Source organism: Caballeronia sp. SL1002 (assembly GCF_057814995.1).
Window position 1 is genome coordinate 702,131 of record NZ_JBYMUW010000002.1, and the last position, 18,560, is coordinate 720,690.

Annotated in this window: 15 protein-coding genes; 12 read left to right on the forward strand and 3 right to left on the reverse strand. The window is 60.8% G+C overall.

From position 1 onward, the window contains the following. Position 1: 1 nt before the first annotated feature. Both AC3D25_RS06105 and AC3D25_RS06110 read right to left on the reverse strand, forming a co-directional pair. Positions 2-445, reverse strand: coding sequence for a DUF3619 family protein (locus AC3D25_RS06105; protein ID WP_488887557.1), 444 nt, complete (start codon positions 443-445; stop codon positions 2-4). Next, on the reverse strand, positions 442-1,005 hold the full coding sequence (locus AC3D25_RS06110; RefSeq protein ID WP_488887558.1) for an RNA polymerase sigma factor: 564 nt from the start codon (positions 1,003-1,005) through the stop codon (positions 442-444). The genes AC3D25_RS06105 and AC3D25_RS06110 overlap by 4 nt, the downstream gene beginning before the upstream one ends. Before the next feature lie 416 nt (positions 1,006-1,421). Between AC3D25_RS06110 and AC3D25_RS06115 the strand changes: the two genes are divergently transcribed. The 7 genes from AC3D25_RS06115 (at position 1,422) to AC3D25_RS06145 (ending at position 11,304) form a co-directional block, all read left to right on the forward strand. Beyond that, complete coding sequence (locus AC3D25_RS06115) at positions 1,422-3,185, forward strand: acetolactate synthase 3 catalytic subunit (RefSeq protein WP_488887559.1); 1,764 nt, start codon at positions 1,422-1,424, stop codon at positions 3,183-3,185. 105 nt (positions 3,186-3,290) lie between these two features. Continuing rightward, the gene (gene ilvN, locus AC3D25_RS06120) at positions 3,291-3,782 is read left to right on the forward strand and encodes an acetolactate synthase small subunit (protein WP_035939651.1); all 492 of its coding nucleotides are present in this window, start codon (positions 3,291-3,293) and stop codon (positions 3,780-3,782) included. Between the two features lie 77 nt (positions 3,783-3,859). After that, positions 3,860-4,876: a ketol-acid reductoisomerase gene (gene ilvC, locus AC3D25_RS06125; protein WP_488887560.1), complete on the forward strand. Its 1,017-nt coding sequence runs from the start codon at positions 3,860-3,862 to the stop codon at positions 4,874-4,876. A gap of 1,154 nt (positions 4,877-6,030) precedes the next feature. Next, complete coding sequence (gene ltrA, locus AC3D25_RS06130; protein WP_488887561.1) at positions 6,031-7,728, forward strand: group II intron reverse transcriptase/maturase; 1,698 nt, start codon at positions 6,031-6,033, stop codon at positions 7,726-7,728. A 117-nt stretch (positions 7,729-7,845) separates the two neighbouring features. Then, entirely contained in the window at positions 7,846-8,490 is a 645-nt protein-coding gene (locus tag AC3D25_RS06135; RefSeq protein WP_488887562.1) for a phosphatidylserine decarboxylase, read from the forward strand. A gap of 31 nt (positions 8,491-8,521) precedes the next feature. Next, positions 8,522-9,388 (forward strand): CDP-diacylglycerol--serine O-phosphatidyltransferase, encoded by an 867-nt coding sequence (gene pssA, locus AC3D25_RS06140; protein ID WP_488887563.1) that lies wholly within the window; start codon positions 8,522-8,524, stop codon positions 9,386-9,388. Between the two features lie 371 nt (positions 9,389-9,759). After that, complete coding sequence (locus AC3D25_RS06145) at positions 9,760-11,304, forward strand: 2-isopropylmalate synthase (protein WP_488887564.1); 1,545 nt, start codon at positions 9,760-9,762, stop codon at positions 11,302-11,304. Positions 11,305-11,419: 115 nt separating this feature from the next. Here the strand turns inward: AC3D25_RS06145 and AC3D25_RS06150 are convergent, their stop codons facing one another. Continuing rightward, positions 11,420-11,932: a hypothetical protein gene (locus AC3D25_RS06150; RefSeq protein WP_488887565.1), complete on the reverse strand. Its 513-nt coding sequence runs from the start codon at positions 11,930-11,932 to the stop codon at positions 11,420-11,422. A gap of 231 nt (positions 11,933-12,163) precedes the next feature. On the opposite strand from AC3D25_RS06150, the gene AC3D25_RS06155 reads away from it, so the two are divergent. From AC3D25_RS06155 to tpiA, 5 genes are all read left to right on the forward strand, one after another. Then, positions 12,164-13,414 carry a branched-chain amino acid ABC transporter substrate-binding protein gene (locus AC3D25_RS06155; protein ID WP_488889614.1) on the forward strand — a complete coding sequence of 417 codons (1,251 nt, stop codon included), beginning with the start codon at positions 12,164-12,166 and terminating at the stop codon, positions 13,412-13,414. A gap of 184 nt (positions 13,415-13,598) precedes the next feature. Continuing rightward, a complete protein-coding gene (gene rpsO, locus AC3D25_RS06160; protein ID WP_488887566.1) occupies positions 13,599-13,868 on the forward strand; it encodes a 30S ribosomal protein S15 in 270 nt (89 codons plus the stop codon). A gap of 357 nt (positions 13,869-14,225) precedes the next feature. Next, positions 14,226-16,370: a polyribonucleotide nucleotidyltransferase gene (gene pnp, locus AC3D25_RS06165; protein WP_488887567.1), complete on the forward strand. Its 2,145-nt coding sequence runs from the start codon at positions 14,226-14,228 to the stop codon at positions 16,368-16,370. Positions 16,371-16,556: 186 nt separating this feature from the next. Next, the gene (locus AC3D25_RS06170) at positions 16,557-17,582 is read left to right on the forward strand and encodes an NAD(P)H-quinone oxidoreductase (RefSeq protein ID WP_488887568.1); all 1,026 of its coding nucleotides are present in this window, start codon (positions 16,557-16,559) and stop codon (positions 17,580-17,582) included. A gap of 173 nt (positions 17,583-17,755) precedes the next feature. Continuing rightward, on the forward strand, positions 17,756-18,547 hold the full coding sequence (gene tpiA, locus AC3D25_RS06175) for a triose-phosphate isomerase (protein WP_488887569.1): 792 nt from the start codon (positions 17,756-17,758) through the stop codon (positions 18,545-18,547). Positions 18,548-18,560: the final 13 nt, after the last annotated feature.

Sequence of the window (18,560 nt, forward strand, 5' to 3'; positions counted from 1 at the left end):
TTTAGTGATTGCGCGTCAGGTACGCGTTGAAACCGTGATCCAGATAGGCGTCGAGCGGCAGGTTGTCGCTCAGCATGGCGGCGTCGATATCGGCGAGTTCGGCCGTGCGCTGCTGGTCTTCCCAATACGCGATGCCCGCCAGTCCGACGACCAGCGCGAGCAGCGGCCACGCGAGCGCAAAGCGCCCGAAGCGACTGAAACGCCCGCCGGATCCACGCGATTCGTCGCCGGGCAGGATGTTCATGCCGCCAGCACCGGCCAGCGCCGGCGTCATGACGGGCGCTGCCATCGCGACCTTTTCCGGCTTTTTCCGGGCGAGCGCAGTCCGGCGCGCGACGGCGAGCCGGTCAGCGGCGGCGGGGTCGATCTGCGTTGTTTGTTCGTCGAGTGCGCGGCAAATCTTCAGCGCGAACTCGGCTTCCTTCGATTCAAGAGGGGTGCTCATAGCGTGATTCCTTTCGCCTTTAGCGCGCGAGCCAACGCATGCGTGGCCCGCGAGCAGTGCGTTTTCACGCTTCCCTCGGAGCAGCCCATAGCGGCGGCGGTCTCGGCGACATCCATATCTTCCCAGTAACGCATGAGAAACGCTTCCCGTTGACGTGTTGGTAACTTCTGGATTTCCGCGTCGATCAGGTTGAGGACCTGTTCGCGCTCGAGTTTGTTCTCGCTGCTTTCCGCGCCGACGGCGCCATCCTGGGATTCGAAGGTTTCGAGCGGGTCGAATTCGTCGTCGTCGGCGTTACCGAACGACGAAAACAGGCTCACCCAGGTATTGCGCACTTTCTGACGGCGAAAGTAATCGTGCGTCGCATTCTGGAGGATACGCTGAAACAAAAGCGGAAGTTCCGCCGGAGGGCGATCGCCGTACTTTTCGGCGAGCTTGATCATCGCATCCTGAACGATGTCGAGCGCCGCGTCGTCGTCGCGCACGGTGTAGACCGTCTGCTTGAACGCGCGTCTTTCGACGCCCGCCAGAAAATCGGCGAGTTCCTTGTCTGATGCCATCCGTGGTGCCCGGCGCAACTGGTGTGCGTCGAAAGGGTTTGTGAGGGATTAAAACCTGCGGATGCTAGCAAACTTTTGCCGGCGCTAGGGAAAAACGCGTCCGCGTGCGCCGTGATGCACGACTGGCGGGCGGCTTTTAAGCGGCTTTAAGCGGCTTTTCCGCGGCTTGCGAGTGGGTCTGCAAGTAGCCTGGAAGCGGGCCTGAAGCCAGCCTTCTCGCGCGAAACGGCAACTTTTTGCTTGACCCCGTTCGCCGCGCGGGCTATCTTTTCCGACTCGCATCATAAAGTGAATGTCTCATTTGAGGCGAGCCCAAGAAGCCCGCCTGTCAATTAAGACGCGCCGCTTGAACCCGAGCCACAAGCCCGGCAGAGAGCACCCGATCAATTTTTTGCCGAAAATTCGAAAGGTGAACAATGAATATGCCTAGCGCGGAATTCTCCACGTCGGATACCACACCCCCCCACGAAGCTGACTCGATCGGCGGCACCGTGCTCATGCGCGCGCTGGCTGATGAAAACGTCGAGTTCATCTGGGGCTATCCCGGCGGCTCGGTACTCTACATCTACGACGAGCTTTACAAGCAGGACAAGATCCAGCACATCCTCGTGCGCCACGAGCAGGCCGCGGTCCACGCCGCCGACGCCTATGCGCGCTCGACCGGCAACGTGGGCGTTTGCCTCGTGACTTCCGGCCCCGGCGTTACCAATGCGGTGACCGGCATCGCCACGGCCTACATGGATTCCATCCCGATGGTCGTGATCAGCGGCCAGGTGCCGACGGCGGCAATCGGCCTGGATGCGTTCCAGGAGTGCGACACGGTCGGCATCACGCGTCCCTGCGTCAAACACAATTTCCTCGTGAAGGACGTGCGCGATCTCGCGGCGACCGTCAAGAAGGCGTTTTATATTGCGCGCACGGGCCGCCCTGGCCCCGTGCTGATCGACATTCCGAAAGACGTGTCGAAGACGCCGTGCAAGTACGAGCCGCTGAAAACGGTGTCGCTGCGTTCGTACAATCCCGTCACGAAGGGCCATTCGGGCCAGATCCGCAAAGCCGTGCAACTGCTGTTGTCGGCGAAACGCCCGTATATCTATACCGGCGGCGGCATCATCCTGGCGGACGCATCGCGTGAGTTGAACCAGTTCGCCGATCTGCTCGGCTATCCGGTGACGAACACGCTGATGGGCCTCGGCGGCTATCGTGCTAACGACAAGAAATTCCTCGGCATGCTCGGCATGCACGGCACTTACGAAGCCAACATGGCGATGCAGCACTGCGACGTGCTGATCGCGATTGGTGCGCGTTTCGACGACCGCGTGATCGGCGATCCGGCGCACTTCGCTTCGTCGCCGCGCAAGATCATCCATATCGACATCGACCCGTCTTCCATTTCGAAGCGCGTGAAGGTGGATATTCCGATCGTCGGCGATGTGAAGGAAGTGCTGAAGGAACTGATCGAGCAACTGCAGACGGCCGATCACGGTCCCGACACGAAAGCGCTCGCCGACTGGTGGAAGGATATCGAGCAATGGCGCTCGAAGGATTGCCTGCAGTACGACCGCAAGAGCGAGATCATCAAGCCGCAATATGTGGTCGAGAAGCTGTATGAACTGACCGACGGTGAAGCGTTCGTCTGCTCGGATGTCGGCCAGCATCAGATGTGGGCGGCGCAGTTCTACAAGTTCAACAAGCCGCGCCGCTGGATCAACTCGGGCGGCCTCGGCACGATGGGTTTCGGCTTGCCGGCGGCGATGGGCGTGAAGATGGCGCATCCGGACGACGAAGTGGTCTGCATCACGGGCGAAGGCTCGATCCAGATGTGCATCCAGGAACTCTCGACGTGCAAGCAGTACAACACGCCCGTCAAGATCATCTCGCTGAACAACCGCTATCTGGGCATGGTGCGCCAGTGGCAGCAGATCGAATACAAGAAGCGCTATTCCAGTTCGTACATGGACGCGCTGCCTGATTTCGTGAAGCTCGCCGAAGCCTACGGTCACGTCGGCATGCGTATCGAAAAGACGGCGGATGTCGAACCGGCGCTCAAGGAAGCTCTGCGCCTGAAGGATCGCACCGTATTTCTCGACTTCCAGACAGATCCCACCGAAAACGTATTTCCGATGGTCCAGGCAGGCAAGGGCATCACGGAAATGCTGCTCGGATCGGAAGATCTATAGGGCTGGCTTCTGGCCTTTTCGAGGCTCGCGCGCGCACGTCTTCACAAAAGACGTTCGCGGCGCGCGGGTCGACAAGAAACTGGATAAATCGGGAACGCAAACACCATGAAACACATTATTTCCGTGCTGCTGGAAAACGAACCGGGCGCGTTATCGCGGGTCGTCGGGCTCTTTTCGGCGCGCGGCTACAACATTGAAACCTTGACGGTGGCGCCGACGGAAGACAGTTCGCTGTCGCGCCTGACCATCGTATCCATTGGCTCGGACGACGTGATCGAACAGATCACGAAGCACCTGAACCGCCTGATCGAGGTGGTGAAAGTGGTCGACCTGACAGAGGGCGCCCACATCGAGCGCGAGCTGATGCTGATCAAGGTTCGAGCGGTCGGCAAGGAACGTGAAGAGATGAAGCGGATGGCGGATATTTTCCGCGGCCGCATTATCGACGTCACCGAAAAGACCTACACGATGGAACTGACGGGCGCGAGCGACAAACTCGATGCGTTCATTCAGGGCCTCGATGCCACGGCGATTCTGGAAACGGTTCGCACGGGCAGTTCCGGCATCGGCCGGGGCGAGCGCATTCTGAAAGTTTGAGCGCCAGCTACGCAGCTATGTATTGCACGACACACGACACACATTCAATTTCAACGAATCACAGTTAAGGAACCACCATGAAAGTTTTCTACGACAAGGACGCCGACCTCTCCCTCATCAAGGGCAAGCAAGTCACCATCATCGGTTATGGCTCGCAAGGCCATGCGCACGCGCTGAACCTGACGGAAAGCGGCGTCAAGGTGACGGTCGGCCTGCGTAAGGGCGGCGCATCGTGGAGCAAGGCCGAGAACGCCGGCCTGCCGGTCAAGGAAGTGGCGGAAGCTGTGAAGAACGCCGACGTCGTCATGATGCTGTTGCCGGACGAGCAGATCGCCGACGTCTACAAGAACGAAGTTCACGCCAACGCCAAGGAAGGCGCGGCCCTCGCGTTCGCGCACGGCTTCAACGTGCACTACGGTCAAGTGATCCCGCGCGCGGATCTGGACGTCATCATGATCGCCCCGAAGGCGCCGGGCCACACGGTTCGCGGCACGTACTCGCAAGGCGGCGGCGTGCCCCACCTGATCGCAGTGGCGCAAGACAAGTCGGGCGCGGCACGCGATATCGCGTTGTCGTACGCAGCGGCTAACGGCGGCGGCCGTGCCGGCATCATCGAAACGAACTTCCGCGAAGAAACGGAAACCGATCTGTTCGGCGAGCAAGCCGTTCTGTGCGGCGGCACGGTCGACCTCATCAAGGCCGGTTTCGAAACGCTGGTGGAAGCCGGCTACGCGCCGGAAATGGCGTACTTCGAATGCCTGCACGAACTGAAGCTGATCGTCGACCTGATCTATGAAGGCGGCATCGCCAACATGAACTACTCCATCTCGAACAACGCCGAATACGGCGAGTACGTGACGGGTCCGCGCATCGTGACGGAAGAAACGAAGAAGGCGATGAAGGCTGTTCTCACCGACATCCAGACCGGCGAGTACGCGAAGAGCTTCATCATCGAGAACAAGGCCGGCGCGCCGACGCTGCAATCGCGCCGTCGCCTGACGAGCGAGCACCAGATCGAGCAGGTCGGCGCGAAGCTGCGCGCGATGATGCCGTGGATCGCGAAGAACAAGCTCGTCGATCAATCGAAGAACTAAGCATCAGACGCTTTATTAGCCGTCTTGCGAAGGCGGCGTAACAAACGAGAGCCGTCCGGGCGTGCTGCACCCCGGACGGCTTTTGCTATCCTACGGTTTTACGTGCGACACGCACGCTCGTGTCCGTCAGCCCCACGTTACGGGGCATCGACTAGAGGGTTATTGAGGAAGGTCTCGACTGGACTCACCATGCCCTCCGCAGGCGGCTCCCTTGTGAGCCGCACTTTAAGAAGTGGATGTGTCCTTCGGGGCGCACCTTGGTAGTGAACATGGGACACGGTGCAGTCTGCCGTGAACCGTATTGCATTGGCCTGATTACCGTCAGGTCCCGCCCAGTCAGCGGCTTCATCTCCGCCGACAGGGCGGGGTGATGTTTGTAATTTCCGCGCCCTAGGCAACGGAGTCACTAAACGACACGAGCGAAGCTCGGCATGTCATTGTTCGGACTCGCTGGCTGCATTGGCGAGGGTAGTGAACCTGCTGTACGACCAGCAGTAGCCTAGGAAGACATGCGTCACTGGTAACGGTGAGGTGTGAAGCTCTTCCAACAATGTACTCCCCGGAAGTTCGGGCGGATGGTGGTTGTGAAGCGATCATCTGGAGACTCCCAGCAGCAACGGGGTTGAGGGGCTAGGCTGGCTGATACGGTTAACGCAAGTGAACTGCTGATAAACCTCGTAAGTAGGACGGTGCCAAAGCTGCTGATAGGCATCAACCAAAAGGTGTGCGGTCGGATAGCCCGCTGTAAATTCGGGCTACGTCGTCTTTGAACCGCCGGGGAATAGGCAGAACCTAAGTCGGTCGTGTGACATGCCGGGAACGTGGTAAGCCTGTACGGTTGCCGGCGCAGTAAGGCTGGCAGGCGGACCGTGAGGAACGCTGTTGATTGTGCAGGTAGAGGACGACGGAAAAAGCGAAGGCCGGGCTGTAATGGTCCGGATAGGGGTTGAGACATTACCTCACGCGAAAGCGGGCAGACTTCCGTCTGGTCTACCGTCGCAAGACGGCTGACTGACCTTTAGCTGGAATTGGTGATTGCTGGCGGCTTCTTAGCCGCCAGTGTTTGTTGTTTACCCCCTTGCGGGAGCAGATCGCTCCCGCAAGGGGCGATCGGTTCTTCGCTCGGGATTCACTTCTTCGAGTAGGAGAGCAGCATGAAAGTATCTATCCGAGAGGGTGGATCTGCGCTTTCCCACGCGCCGGACAACTGGTACGCCGTCGATTGGCGTCGGGTCGAACGGAACGTGAGAGGGATGCAGATTCGAATTGCGAAGGCGACGCGGGAAAGTGACTGGCGCAAGGTGAAAGCCCTGCAACGGATGCTGACCCGCACGTTGTCCGCGAAGCTGTATGCGGTACGACGTGTTACGCAGAACCAGGGTGCGCGAACGGCGGGAGTCGATCGTGAACTGTGGGATTCGCCTGAAAGCCGATGGGAAGCTATCGGCAGGTTGAAACGGCGCGGATATAAACCTCTGCCATTACGGAGAGTTTTTATCCCCAAGGCCAATGGAAAAGAACGCCCTCTGGGCATTCCGACCATGCGGGATAGGGCGATGCAAGCTCTGTATCTGCTGGCTCTGGAGCCGGTGTCGGAATCGACGAGCGACCCGAACTCGTACGGGTTCAGGTTAAACCGCTCGACGGCTGACGCCATGTCGCAGATCTTCGTTTCCATGTCCCAAAAGGGTTCAGCCCGATGGGTTCTGGAAGCGGACATCAAAGGCTGCTTTGACCATATCAACCATGAATGGCTGGAACACCATGTCTCAATGGACAGGGAGATCCTCCGGAAGTGGTTGAAGGCCGGCCTGATTTATAAAGGCCAGCTACAGGCGACTGAGGCTGGTACGCCGCAGGGAGGGATTATCTCCCCGACGTTGGCGAACGTGACGTTGAACGGGCTGGAGCGTGAACTGATTGCGCACCTCGGTGCGAAATTCGGAATCGCAAAGGCCAAGAAGCTGAAAGTGAATGTTGTGCGGTACGCGGATGACTTCGTGATTAGTGGCGACTCGCAAGAGGTGCTGGAGCAGGAAGTTCGGCCTTGGGTGGAAGCATTCCTTGCCGTAAGAGGATTGCAACTCTCTGAGGAGAAAACGCGGATCACGCACGTTGACACAGGCTTTGATTTCCTTGGGTGGAATTTCCGAAGGTACTCGGGAACGCTACTCATCAAGCCGAGCAAAAAGAACGCACAGGCGTTTTATCGCAAGGTAGCGGAAACGATCAGCGGTAACAAGACGGTAAAGCAGGCGAGTCTGATTCGGCTACTGAACCCGATGCTACGAGGCTGGGCACGGTATCACAGTCCCGTAGTAGCCAAAGAGGCGTACAGCCGCATGGAGTCTTTGATTTTCCGGAGACTCTGGCGGTGGTCTAAGAGGCGACACCCGAGCAAGAGTGCCGAGTGGGTGAGAAAGAAGTACTTTCACTCAGACGGCAGCCGACACTGGGTGTTTGCTGTTCCAGTGGTTCGTGAAGCAGGGAAGGGGTTACTTGAGCTGTACCACCTCAGCGGTACTGAAATCAGGCGACACAAAAAGGTTAAAGGGGCGTTCAACCCATTTGACCCAGAGTGGGAGCAATACGGCGAGCAGTTGCGCGAGGCACGCATGGAACATTCAATGCGACACCGGCGACAATGGGTCTCGTTGTACATGTCACAGGGCGGGTTGTGTGCGCACTGTGGCTGCGCTCTGACGAAGGAAACCGGTTGGCATGACCATCATCTGGAGTATCGGATGCATGGTGGATCGGATGCTCTTTCGAACAGGGTTTTGCTTCACCCAGACTGCCACCGGCAAGTGCACGCAGGTAAAATTGCAGTAACTAAGCCGGCCCGGGACTAACCCCGGGCTTTGTTTGTAGATTTGAGCCGTATGCGGGGAAACTCGCACGTACGGTTCTTAGGGGGCTCCTCTTCCGCGAGGAAGGGGGGCTACCCTCCAAAAAGACAGAACCCATTCATGAACTATCCCCATCCGATCATCGCGCGCGAAGGCTGGCCGTTTATCGCTATTGCCGTCGTCGTCGCCATTCTGATCCAGGCTATCGGCGGTTTCGGTTTTGCCTGGCTTTTCTGGCTGATCGTGATCTTCGTCGTGCAGTTTTTCCGCGATCCGCCGCGTCCCATTCCCACGCAGGCCAACGCCGTGCTCGCGCCCGCCGATGGCCGGATCGTCGCGGTGGAAACGGCGCACGACCCTTACGCTGGGCGCGAAGCGCTGAAAATCAGCGTGTTCATGAATGTGTTCAACGTCCACTCGCAACGCTCGCCCGTCGACGGCGCGATCAGCAAGGTCGAGTACTTTCCGGGCGCGTACCTGAACGCCGCGGTCGAGAAGGCGTCGACGGAAAACGAACGTAACGCGGTCGTCATTCAAACGGGTTCGGGACATACGGTCACCTCCGTTCAGATCGCCGGCCTGATCGCGCGGCGCATTTTGTGCTACGTCCATGTGGGCGAGCCGCTCACGCGCGGTCAGCGCTACGGATTCATCCGCTTCGGTTCGCGCGTCGACGTGTATCTGCCGGTCGGCAGCCGTCCGCGTGTTTCGATTGGCGAAAAAGTGTCGGCATCGTCGACGATCCTGGCTGAATTCGCAGAATAATTTCAGTTCGTGCGGCACAACGGAGGACTTGATGGCGGCATTCAAACCGCGCCGTACCCGAACCAACGGAGCGCCCCCGCGCGCATTCCGACGCAACAAGGCCGCGCAGGACGTCGGCGCCGTGGAAACGCGGCGTGCCAAGCGGCAGCAGTTTCTGAGAAAGCGCGGTATCTACCTGCTGCCGAACGCCTTCACCACGGCCGCGCTGTTTTGCGGCTTCTTCGCCGTCGTCCAGGCGATGAACGTGCGCTTCGAGATCGCGGCCATCGCCATTTTTGTCGCGATGGTGCTCGACGGCATGGACGGCCGTGTGGCGCGCATGACGCACACGCAGAGCGCGTTCGGCGAACAATTCGATAGCTTGTCCGACATGGTGTCGTTCGGCGTCGCGCCCGCGCTCGTCATGTACGAATGGGTGCTGAAGGACCTGGGCCGTTGGGGCTGGCTCGCGGCGTTCGTCTATTGTTCGGGCGCGGCCTTGCGGCTCGCGCGCTTCAATACGAACGTCGGCGTGGTCGACAAGCGCTATTTCCAGGGCTTGCCGAGCCCGGCGGCGGCGGCGCTGATCGCGGGTTTCGTGTGGCTCGCAACAGATAACCGCGTGCCGCTCAAGCTCGTGTGGCTGCCGTGGGTGGCGTTCGCGCTGACCATTTATGCGGGCGTGACGATGGTGTCCAACGCGCCGTTCTACAGCGGCAAGGCGCTCGACGTGCGGTATCGCGTGCCGTTTGCGGGCGTGCTGCTGGTAGTGGTCGCTTTCCTGGTGGTGTCGTCCGATCCGCCGTTGATGCTGTTCGGCCTCTTCGTTCTGTACGGCTTCTCCGGCTACGCGTGGTGGGGCTACATGGCGATCCGCGGCAGACCGAATCCCGCGCGATCTTCAGAACGGGCGCATTGATCGGCGTATCGATGCAAAAGAAGGGCGGCTTTTTGCCGCCTTTTTATTGCGCTGCGGCAGAAACGGCGATATCTGCGCGTGAGATTTAACAACAGGCAAAAGCAATCGGATCAATCGGAAAGCCCAATTGCATGGCCCGAAAATTCTCGCTATAGTCGAAGAATGAACTTTTTCACGTTCCCCTTCTCGTCTCTTCTAGCTGGTGCGCCGCTACGCGCGCTATCGCTACTAGCGCGCCTACCGCGCTAATTCGTCTCGCCTCCCGCCTGCTCGTTCGTGGTTTCGACGCCAGCGGTGGCGCGAACACCCGAATTCCATTTTTGTTCGTCCTCGTTTCCCCACATTCAAAAATCTCCTGACTGGAGCCCGACATGGCAGAAAAACTGATCATTTTCGACACGACCTTGCGCGATGGCGAGCAATCCCCCGGCGCGTCGATGACGAAGGAAGAGAAAATCCGCATCGCGAAGCAACTCGAACGGATGAAGGTCGATGTGATCGAGGCGGGCTTCGCCGCTAGCTCGAATGGCGATTTCGACGCAATCCAGACGATCGCCGGCATGATCAAGGACAGCACGGTTTGCTCGCTCGCCCGCGCGAACGACAAGGACATCCAGCGCGCCGCCGATGCCCTCAAGCCCGCCAACCAGTTCCGCATTCACACGTTCATCGCGACTTCCGCGCTGCACATGGAGAAGAAACTGCGCATGACGCCCGAGCAGGTGTATGAACAGGCGCGTATGTCGGTGCGCTTTGCGCGCAAATTCACCGACGACGTCGAATTCTCGCCGGAAGACGGCAGCCGTTCGGATCTCGATTTCCTCTGCCGCGTGCTGGAAGGCGTGATCGCGGAAGGCGCGCGCACGATCAACATTACCGATACCGTCGGCTACGGCGTGCCCGAGTTGTACGGCAACCTCGTGAAGACGCTGCGCGAGCGCATCCCTAATTCCGACAAGGCGATTTTCTCCGTGCATTGCCACGACGACCTCGGCATGGCGGTGGCGAATTCGCTGGCTGGCGTGCAAATTGGCGGCGCGCGTCAGGTCGAATGCACGATGAACGGGCTCGGCGAGCGCGCGGGCAATACGTCGCTGGAAGAAATCGTGATGGCGGTCAAGACGCGCCGCGACTACTACGGTCTGGACGTCGGGATCGATACGACGCAGATCGTGCCGACCTCGAAGCTCGTCTCGCAAATTACCGGTTTCGTCGTGCAGCCGAACAAGGCCGTGGTCGGCGCAAATGCCTTCGCGCACGCGTCGGGCATCCATCAGGACGGCATCCTGAAAGCGCGCGACACCTACGAAATCATGCGCGCGGAAGACGTGGGCTGGGCCGCGAACAAGATCGTGCTCGGCAAGCTGTCGGGCCGCAACGCGTTCAAGCAGCGTCTGGAAGAACTCGGCGTTACGCTGGAATCGGAAGGCGAAGTGAACGCGGCGTTCGCGCGCTTCAAGGAACTCGCCGACCGCAAGTCCGAAATCTTCGACGAAGACATCATGGCGATCGTCTCCGAAGAATCGGCTGAAATGCAGGCGAAGGAATATTTCCGTTTTGTCTCGATGGCGCAGCGCTCGGAAACCGGCGAGCAGCCGCACGCACGCGTGGTGTTCGCGGTCGATGGCACCGAAGTGCAGGGCGAATCGCGCGGCAACGGGCCGGTGGACGCAACCTTGCACGCGATCGAATCGAAGGTGGAAAGCGGCGCGGAACTCGTGCTGTATTCGGTCAACGCGATCACGACCGGCACGCAGGCACAGGGCGAAGTGACCGTGCGGCTGTCGAAGGCCGGCCGTATCGTCAATGGTGTGGGCACCGATCCGGATATCGTCGCGGCATCGGCGAAGGCGTATCTTGCCGCGCTCAACAAACTGCATTCGAAGGTCGAAAAGCTTAACCCGCAGCTGTCGTAAAGCTGCTCGCCGGGCGACGCCGATCGTGTCGCCCGCGTGTCGCTCGTGTGTTAACGAAAAGGCCCTCGCCAAAAGCGAGGGCCTTTTTCATGATGCGGCGCGCGCCATCAGCCGATTAGAAGAAACTCCGGCGGTCGGGATCGTGCAGCGGATCCGGCGATTTTTGCGTCGTCCGCAGCAGGCCGTTGTCGTCGAAATAGAAGCTGTACATCATGTACCAGACGTTTGCCTCCATATAACGATACGTCCAGACCTCGCGTTTCATCAGCGGGTAATAGGACGTTTCCACTGGTCGTCCGAAATTCACCAGCACGTCCTGACGCGTCCAGGTGCCGATCTGCGCCTTGTAGAACTCGTTCTCATCGAGCACCTGGCGCACCGTGACCAGCTTGCCGGACGCATCGACGTCGGCGGCGGTGGTGGTTTCGCCGAACGGCTGGGTCGGCCACATCAGGCGCTTGCCGCCGTCCGGCAGATCGTAGATTTCACGCGGCGGCCCGAGCCGCGCGGTGACGGTGGATGCGTCCGCGCCCGCCTGAAAGTTCTGCCACGGCTGGGCGCACGCGGCGAGCAGCGTGAGTGCGGCGCCCGCGAGCGCATAGCGGATGCGAGTGAATCGAGGCGACATGGAATCCTCCAGAGCGTGTGTATCCGCGACAAATCGCGGATTCTTCGTATTCGTTCATTTTGACATGTGCGCGAGCCAAAGATCGCGACGGGTTGCGCGCCGGGCGTCGCGCGGCCTATGATCCGCGCTTTCATCGAGGCGAAATTCGCCCAAGCGGAGCGATCAATGTCGGGCGGAGTCTGGGCTAGAAACACGATGCGAGTGGTGAGACGCGGGTTGGGAATTTTCTGCATGACGGTCGCGGCGGGCGCTTCGGCGGCCCCACAGAATCTTGCGCCGATCCGCATCGCGATGATCGAAGGCATGTCCGGCCCGTTCGCCAATGCGGGCGCGGCCGTGGAGCGCAATCTGCGCTTCGGCGTCGAGCGCGTGAACGCGCGCGGCGGCGTGAAGCTCGCGGACGGCGCGCATCCTCTGGAACTCGTCGTCCTCGACGGCAAAGGCAGCAGCGAGGCGAGCCTCGTGCAACTTCGCTCGGCAATCGATCAGAACATCGCGTTCGTCGCGCAGGGCAACAGTTCGGCGGTCGCGGCAGCGTTGATCGCGGCGATCGACCGGCAAAACGCGCGCGATCCGGCGCATCGCGTGGTTTTTCTCAACTATTCCGCCGACGATCCCGCGCTGACCAACGCGTCGTGCAGTTTCTGGCACTTCCGCTTCGACGCCCACGCGGGCATGCGGATGGACGCGCTCGCCGACGTCATCGAACGCGACCGGTCGGTGAAAAAAGTGTACTTGCTGAACCAGGACTACAGCTTCGGGCACGACGTCAGCCGCGAGGCGCAACGCGCATTGGCGGCGCGCCGGCCGGATATCGTCATCGCGGGCGACGAATATCACCCGATCGGCCGCGTGAAGGATTTCGCGCCGTATATCGCGAAGATCCGGGCGAGCGGGGCGGATGCGGTCGTGACGGGAAACTGGGGCAACGATCTGACGCTGCTCGTCAAGGCCGCGCGCGAGCAGGGCCTGAACACGAAGTTCTACACGTTCTACGGCAACAGTCTCGGCGCACCGGCCGCGCTCGGCGATGCCGGCGTCGGGCGGGTGCTCGCGGTGGCAGAGTGGCATCCGAATATCGGCAACGCGGCGTCCGATGCTTACTACGCCGCGTTCCGCGCGCGTTTCCCGGCCGCCGCCGACGATTACCTGTTCCTGCGCATACCGTTCATGATCGACATGCTGGCGGCGGCCATGCAGCAAGCCGGCAGCGCCGATCCTGCCGCGGTGGCCCGCGCGCTGGAAGGGATGAACTACGACAACGGTTTTCACGGCGCGCAAATGCGTGCCCCCGATCACCAATTGATCCAGCCCCTTTACGTCATGGAGATGGATCGCGCGGGCACGGCGGGTGTGCGCTTCGACAACGAGGGTTCGGGCTACGGCTTCCGCACGATCCTGAGCATTCCGGCCGCGAGCACCGCCCAGCCCACGACTTGCGCGATGATTCGCCCGGCCCGAACCGGTCCGGCGGCCAAATGAGCTGTGCTATAATTCGCGCTTCGTTTTGAGATAGACGGCTTTTTTAAAAGGGTCGTCGCCCTGGAACGAAGATGGAAAGCAGCGAAAACGTAGCAAAAAAGCAGCAAAAAAGCAGCAAAACATCCAAGCAACCCACGGCACGGCCTTTCTTCCGTGACCGCCTGTTAGTTTCAAGGAAAAGCAAATGACTGTAGCTCAAACCAAGAAGTCCGACGTCGTCGCCGCTTACGCGCGCGCCGCCAACGATACCGGATCCCCGGAAGTGCAAGTTGCACTGCTGACGACCCGTATCAACGAACTGACGCTCCACTTCAAAGCCCATTCGAAGGATCACCACAGCCGCCGCGGCCTGCTGCGCATGGTGAGCCGTCGTCGTAAGCTGCTCGACTACCTGAAGGGCAAGGACGCGGATCGTTACCGTTCGCTGATCGAGAAGCTGGGTCTGCGCAAGTAATTGGCACACAAGCGGCCAACGGTCTAAGAAGTGCCTGTGTCAGCCCGCTGATACAGGCATTTTGTTTTTCAACGGCACGCAACGCGCCGGTTTTTCAGGCGCGGCGCGTCGTTCGACACTGCATCATCGGTAGCACCGAATCGGGCTGGTCGCGTTCTTAGCGCGCTTGGCCGGTTCAACTCACGGCCGGACTTCGCGGTTAGAGCTTTGTGTCATTCCAGCGCGTCATGCGCATCGCGTGTCGTGTTGCGTTGGAATGGCATACACACCTCTTGCGGCGCGGTTCCGGTATCGCTTGGCTTAAACGGCGCATCGGCATGTGCACGGTGCGGACCGCGCGGCCGTAACGAAAAAGGAGTGACTATGTTTAACAAAATCGTCAAAGAATTTAAGTGGGGACAACACACGGTCCGCCTGGAAACAGGTGAAATCGCGCGCCAGGCAAGCGGCGCCGTGATCGTGGACATCGAAGACACGGTGGTGCTCGCGACGGTCGTCGGCGCGAAGAATGCCAAGCCGGGTCAGGATTTTTTCCCGCTGACCGTCGATTACCTCGAAAAGACCTACGCAGCCGGCAAGATTCCGGGCGGTTTCTTCCGTCGCGAAGGCCGTCCGTCGGAAGGCGAAACGCTGACGTCGCGCCTGATCGACCGTCCGCTGCGCCCGCTGTTTCCGGAAGGCTTCTATAACGAAGTCCAGGTCGTGATCCACGTCCTGTCGCTGAACCCGGAAATTCCCGCCGACATTCCCGCGCTGATCGGCGCGTCGGCGGCGCTCGCCGTGTCCGGCCTGCCGTTCAACGGCCCGGTCGGCGCGGCTCGCGTGGCCTACATCAACAACGAATACGTGTTGAACCCGACGCGCCCGCAAATGAAGGAGTCGGCGCTCGATTTGATCGTCGCCGGTACGGAACGCGCGGTGCTGATGGTGGAATCGGAAGCGCAGCAACTGAGCGAAGAAATCATGCTCGGCGGCGTGGTGTTCGGCCATGAGCAGATGCAAGTCGCGATCGACGCGATCCATGACCTCGTCCGTGACGGCGGCAAGCCGGAATGGGACTGGAAGCCGGCCGCGAAGAACGAGCCGCTGATCGCGCGCGTGAAGGAACTGGCTGAAGCCAACCTGCTCGCCGCGTACCAGATCCGCGACAAGCAAGCGCGCTCGGCCAAGCTGAAGGAAGTGGTCGCATCGACATCGGCCGCACTCGAACAGGACGCAGCATCGTCGGGTTCGGTCGCCGCCGACAAGGCAACGATCGGCAATCTGCTGTTCGATATCGAAGCGAAGATCGTCCGTACGCAGATTTTGAACGGCGAGCCGCGTATCGACGGCCGCGATACCCGCACCGTCCGCCCGATCGAAATCCGCACGGGCGTGCTGCCGCGCACCCACGGTTCGGCGCTCTTCACGCGTGGCGAAACGCAGGCGATGGTCGTGGCGACGCTCGGCACGAAGGGCGATGAGCAGAACATCGACGCGCTCGAAGGCGAGTATCGCGAGCGCTTCATGCTCCACTACAACATGCCTCCGTTCGCGACCGGCGAAACGGGCCGCGTCGGTTCGCCGAAGCGCCGTGAAATCGGTCACGGCCGACTGGCCAAGCGCGCGCTGGCCGCGTGCCTGCCGTCCGCCGACGAATTCGGCTACTCGATCCGCGTCGTCTCGGAAATCACGGAATCGAACGGTTCGTCGTCGATGGCATCGGTTTGCGGCGGCTGTCTCGCGCTGATGGACGCCGGCGTGCCGATGAAGGCGCACGTCGCGGGCATCGCGATGGGCCTGATCCTCGAAGGCAACAAGTTCGCGGTTCTGACCGACATCCTGGGCGACGAAGATCACCTCGGCGACATGGACTTCAAGGTGGCCGGTACGGCACAAGGCGTGACCGCGCTGCAGATGGACATCAAGATCCAGGGCATCACGAAGGAAATCATGCAGGTCGCGCTCGCGCAGGCGAAGGAAGGCCGCATGCACATCCTCGGCAAGATGACCTCGGCGGTGCCGGGCACGAACACCGTGCTGTCGGACTACGCGCCGCGCATGATCACCATCAAGATCAATCCGGAAAAGATCCGCGACGTGATCGGCAAGGGCGGTTCGGTGATCCGCGCGCTGACGGAAGAAACCGGCACGACGATCGACATCTCCGATGACGGCGTCGTGACCATCGCGAGCACGAGCAGCGAAGGTATGGCTGAAGCCAAGAAGCGTATCGAGAACATCACGGCCGAAGTGGAAGTGGGTCAGATCTACGAAGGTCCGGTGCTCAAGCTGCTGGATTTCGGCGCGATTGTGAACATTCTGCCGGGCAAGGATGGTCTGTTGCACATCTCGGAAATCGTCAACGAGCGCATCAAGGACATCAACGATTACCTGAAGGAAGGCCAGATCGTGAAGGTCAAGGTCATCCAGACGGACGAGAAGGGTCGTGTGCGTCTGTCGGCGAAGGCGTTGCTGAACGAAGGCGGCGCGCCGCAAGCAGAACCGACGCAACCGCAATAATGCGTTAGTTTCATGGACGGCCGGTCGCGCGACAGTGCACCGGCCGTTTTTTTGACGGGTCTTGCCTGACTCGATGGCAGTGTGGATTACTCTCGTAAAGTCGTCTCGTGGTCCACAGTTCTATCCGGTTAGAACATACGAAAGCGTCCGGAAGCATCCAGATAAGCGCATATCCAGGGGGAGCAGATGAAAGCGATCGAAATCACTGAATTTGGTGCGCCCGAAGTTCTGAAACTGGGCGAGCGGCCGATGCCCGCGCTGAAGGCGGGCGAGGTGCTGATCAAGGTCAGCGCGTCGGGCGTAAACCGGCCGGACGTGTTCCAGAGGAAGGGCGGATATGCGCCGCCGCCGGGCGCGTCGGATTTGCCGGGGCTGGAAGTGGCGGGCGAAATTGTCGACGGCGCCGAAGGCGTTTTCGAATCGAAGCACAACCCGTTTGGTTTGAAGAAGGGCGATCGGGTCTGCGCGCTGCTCACGGGCGGCGGCTACGCGGAATACGCGGCCGCGCCGCTCGAACAGTGCCTGCCGGTGCCGAAGGGCCTGACCGACATCGAAGCGGCTTCGCTGCCGGAAACGTTCTTCACCGTGTGGAGCAACGTGTTCGAGCGCGCGCATCTTGGCTCGGGTGAGAACGGCGCGGAAGAAACGCTGTTGATCCAGGGCGGATCGAGCGGTATCGGCGTCACGGCGATCCAGATCGCCAAGGCGCTCGGCCATCGCGTGTTCGTGACGGCCGGCAACGAAGAGAAGTGCCGCGCGTGCGAGGCGCTCGGCGCGGAACGGGCGATCAACTACAAGACCGAGGATTTCGTCGACGTGGTGAAGTCGCTGACCCATGACCGCGGCGTGGACGTGATTCTGGACATGGTGGCGGGCGATTATCTGCCGCGCGAACTCAAAGCGCTCGCCGATGGCGGCCGGATCTGCGTAATCGCGCTGCTGGGCGGCGCGAAAGCGGAGATCAACCTTAACGACGTGTTGCGCCGGCGCCTCGTCATCACCGGATCGACGCTGCGTCCGCGTCCGGTGGCGTTCAAGGCGAAAATCGCCGCGCAGTTGAAGGCGCGCGTTTGGCCGGAAATCGAGGCTGGACGGATCAAGCCGGTGATTCACCAGGTTTTTCCGGCCCACGACGCCGCCGCGGCGCATGCGCTGATGGAAGGCAGCACGCACATCGGCAAGATCATGTTGGACTGGAACGCTGCGGCCTGATGACCGCGCCGGTTTGACCGGGTTCCCCGCGACACAGTAAAATCGCGTGTTTTGCAGACGATTTGCGCGGTTTCACGAAGCGCGGGCCCCTCGCAGGCACCTATGAACGGGTGCTTTCCTTCTAATCACGGCGGCCAGGCTGCCATGACGGCGAGACACGGAGCGAGAAACGGATGTCGATTCAACGAGCGGATCAACGAGCGGATCAACGAGCTAAGCGGGTTGTCGGAAACTGGAAAATGCACGGTCGTCTCGCCGATAACGCCGCGCTGCTGCAAAGCGTGGCGGCGGGCGCGGCGGGTTTGCAGAACGGCGTGAGCGTGGGAATTTGCGTACCGTGTCCGTATCTGGCGCAGTCGCAAGCGCTGCTCGGCGAATCGACGGTCGCGTGGGGTGTGCAGGACGTGTCGGCGTATGAAAGCGGCGCTTATACGGGTGAGGTCGCGGCGGAAATGGCGGTCGATTTCGGCGCGACATACGCAATCGTCGGGCATTCCGAGCGGCGTGCGTATCATCGCGAAAGCTCGGATCTCGTCGCGGTCAAAACCCGGCGGGCGCTGGAAGCGGGTTTGACGCCAATCGTGTGTGTCGGCGAAACGCTGGAGCAGCGCGAGGCGAGCGCGACCGAGCAGGTAGTCGGCACGCAGCTCGAAGCCGTATTGCTGGTGCTGGACGAAGCGGACGCACAGCGAATTGTGGTGGCTTACGAACCGGTCTGGGCTATCGGCACGGGCAAGAGCGCGAGCGCGGAACAGGCGCAGGCGGTTCACGCTTTTCTCCGCGCGAAGTTGGCGGAGAAGGGCGCGGCGGGCGTTTCGGTGCTTTACGGCGGCAGCGTCAAGCCGGAGAACGCGCAGGAATTGTTCGGGCAACAGGATATCGACGGCGGGCTGATCGGTGGCGCGTCGCTGAAGGCAAAGGATTTTCTCGCGATTTGCCAGGCTGCAGGAGTCGTGGCGGTTTAAATAAGGGCGGATT

Excerpts from the sequence above, each read along its gene's own strand:
- AC3D25_RS06105 (WP_488887557.1), bottom strand. The coding sequence starts at position 445 with ATGAGCACCCCTCTTGAATCGAAGGAAGCCGAGTTCGCGCTGAAGATT.
- AC3D25_RS06110 (WP_488887558.1), bottom strand. The coding sequence starts at position 1,005 with ATGGCATCAGACAAGGAACTCGCCGATTTTCTGGCGGGCGTCGAAAGA.
- AC3D25_RS06115 (WP_488887559.1), top strand. The coding sequence starts at position 1,422 with ATGAATATGCCTAGCGCGGAATTCTCCACGTCGGATACCACACCCCCC.
- ilvN (WP_035939651.1), top strand. The coding sequence starts at position 3,291 with ATGAAACACATTATTTCCGTGCTGCTGGAAAACGAACCGGGCGCGTTA.
- ilvC (WP_488887560.1), top strand. The coding sequence starts at position 3,860 with ATGAAAGTTTTCTACGACAAGGACGCCGACCTCTCCCTCATCAAGGGC.
- ltrA (WP_488887561.1), top strand. The coding sequence starts at position 6,031 with ATGAAAGTATCTATCCGAGAGGGTGGATCTGCGCTTTCCCACGCGCCG.
- AC3D25_RS06135 (WP_488887562.1), top strand. The coding sequence starts at position 7,846 with ATGAACTATCCCCATCCGATCATCGCGCGCGAAGGCTGGCCGTTTATC.
- pssA (WP_488887563.1), top strand. The coding sequence starts at position 8,522 with ATGGCGGCATTCAAACCGCGCCGTACCCGAACCAACGGAGCGCCCCCG.
- AC3D25_RS06145 (WP_488887564.1), top strand. The coding sequence starts at position 9,760 with ATGGCAGAAAAACTGATCATTTTCGACACGACCTTGCGCGATGGCGAG.
- AC3D25_RS06150 (WP_488887565.1), bottom strand. The coding sequence starts at position 11,932 with ATGTCGCCTCGATTCACTCGCATCCGCTATGCGCTCGCGGGCGCCGCA.
- AC3D25_RS06155 (WP_488889614.1), top strand. The coding sequence starts at position 12,164 with ATGACGGTCGCGGCGGGCGCTTCGGCGGCCCCACAGAATCTTGCGCCG.
- rpsO (WP_488887566.1), top strand. The coding sequence starts at position 13,599 with ATGACTGTAGCTCAAACCAAGAAGTCCGACGTCGTCGCCGCTTACGCG.
- AC3D25_RS06170 (WP_488887568.1), top strand. The coding sequence starts at position 16,557 with ATGAAAGCGATCGAAATCACTGAATTTGGTGCGCCCGAAGTTCTGAAA.
- tpiA (WP_488887569.1), top strand. The coding sequence starts at position 17,756 with ATGTCGATTCAACGAGCGGATCAACGAGCGGATCAACGAGCTAAGCGG.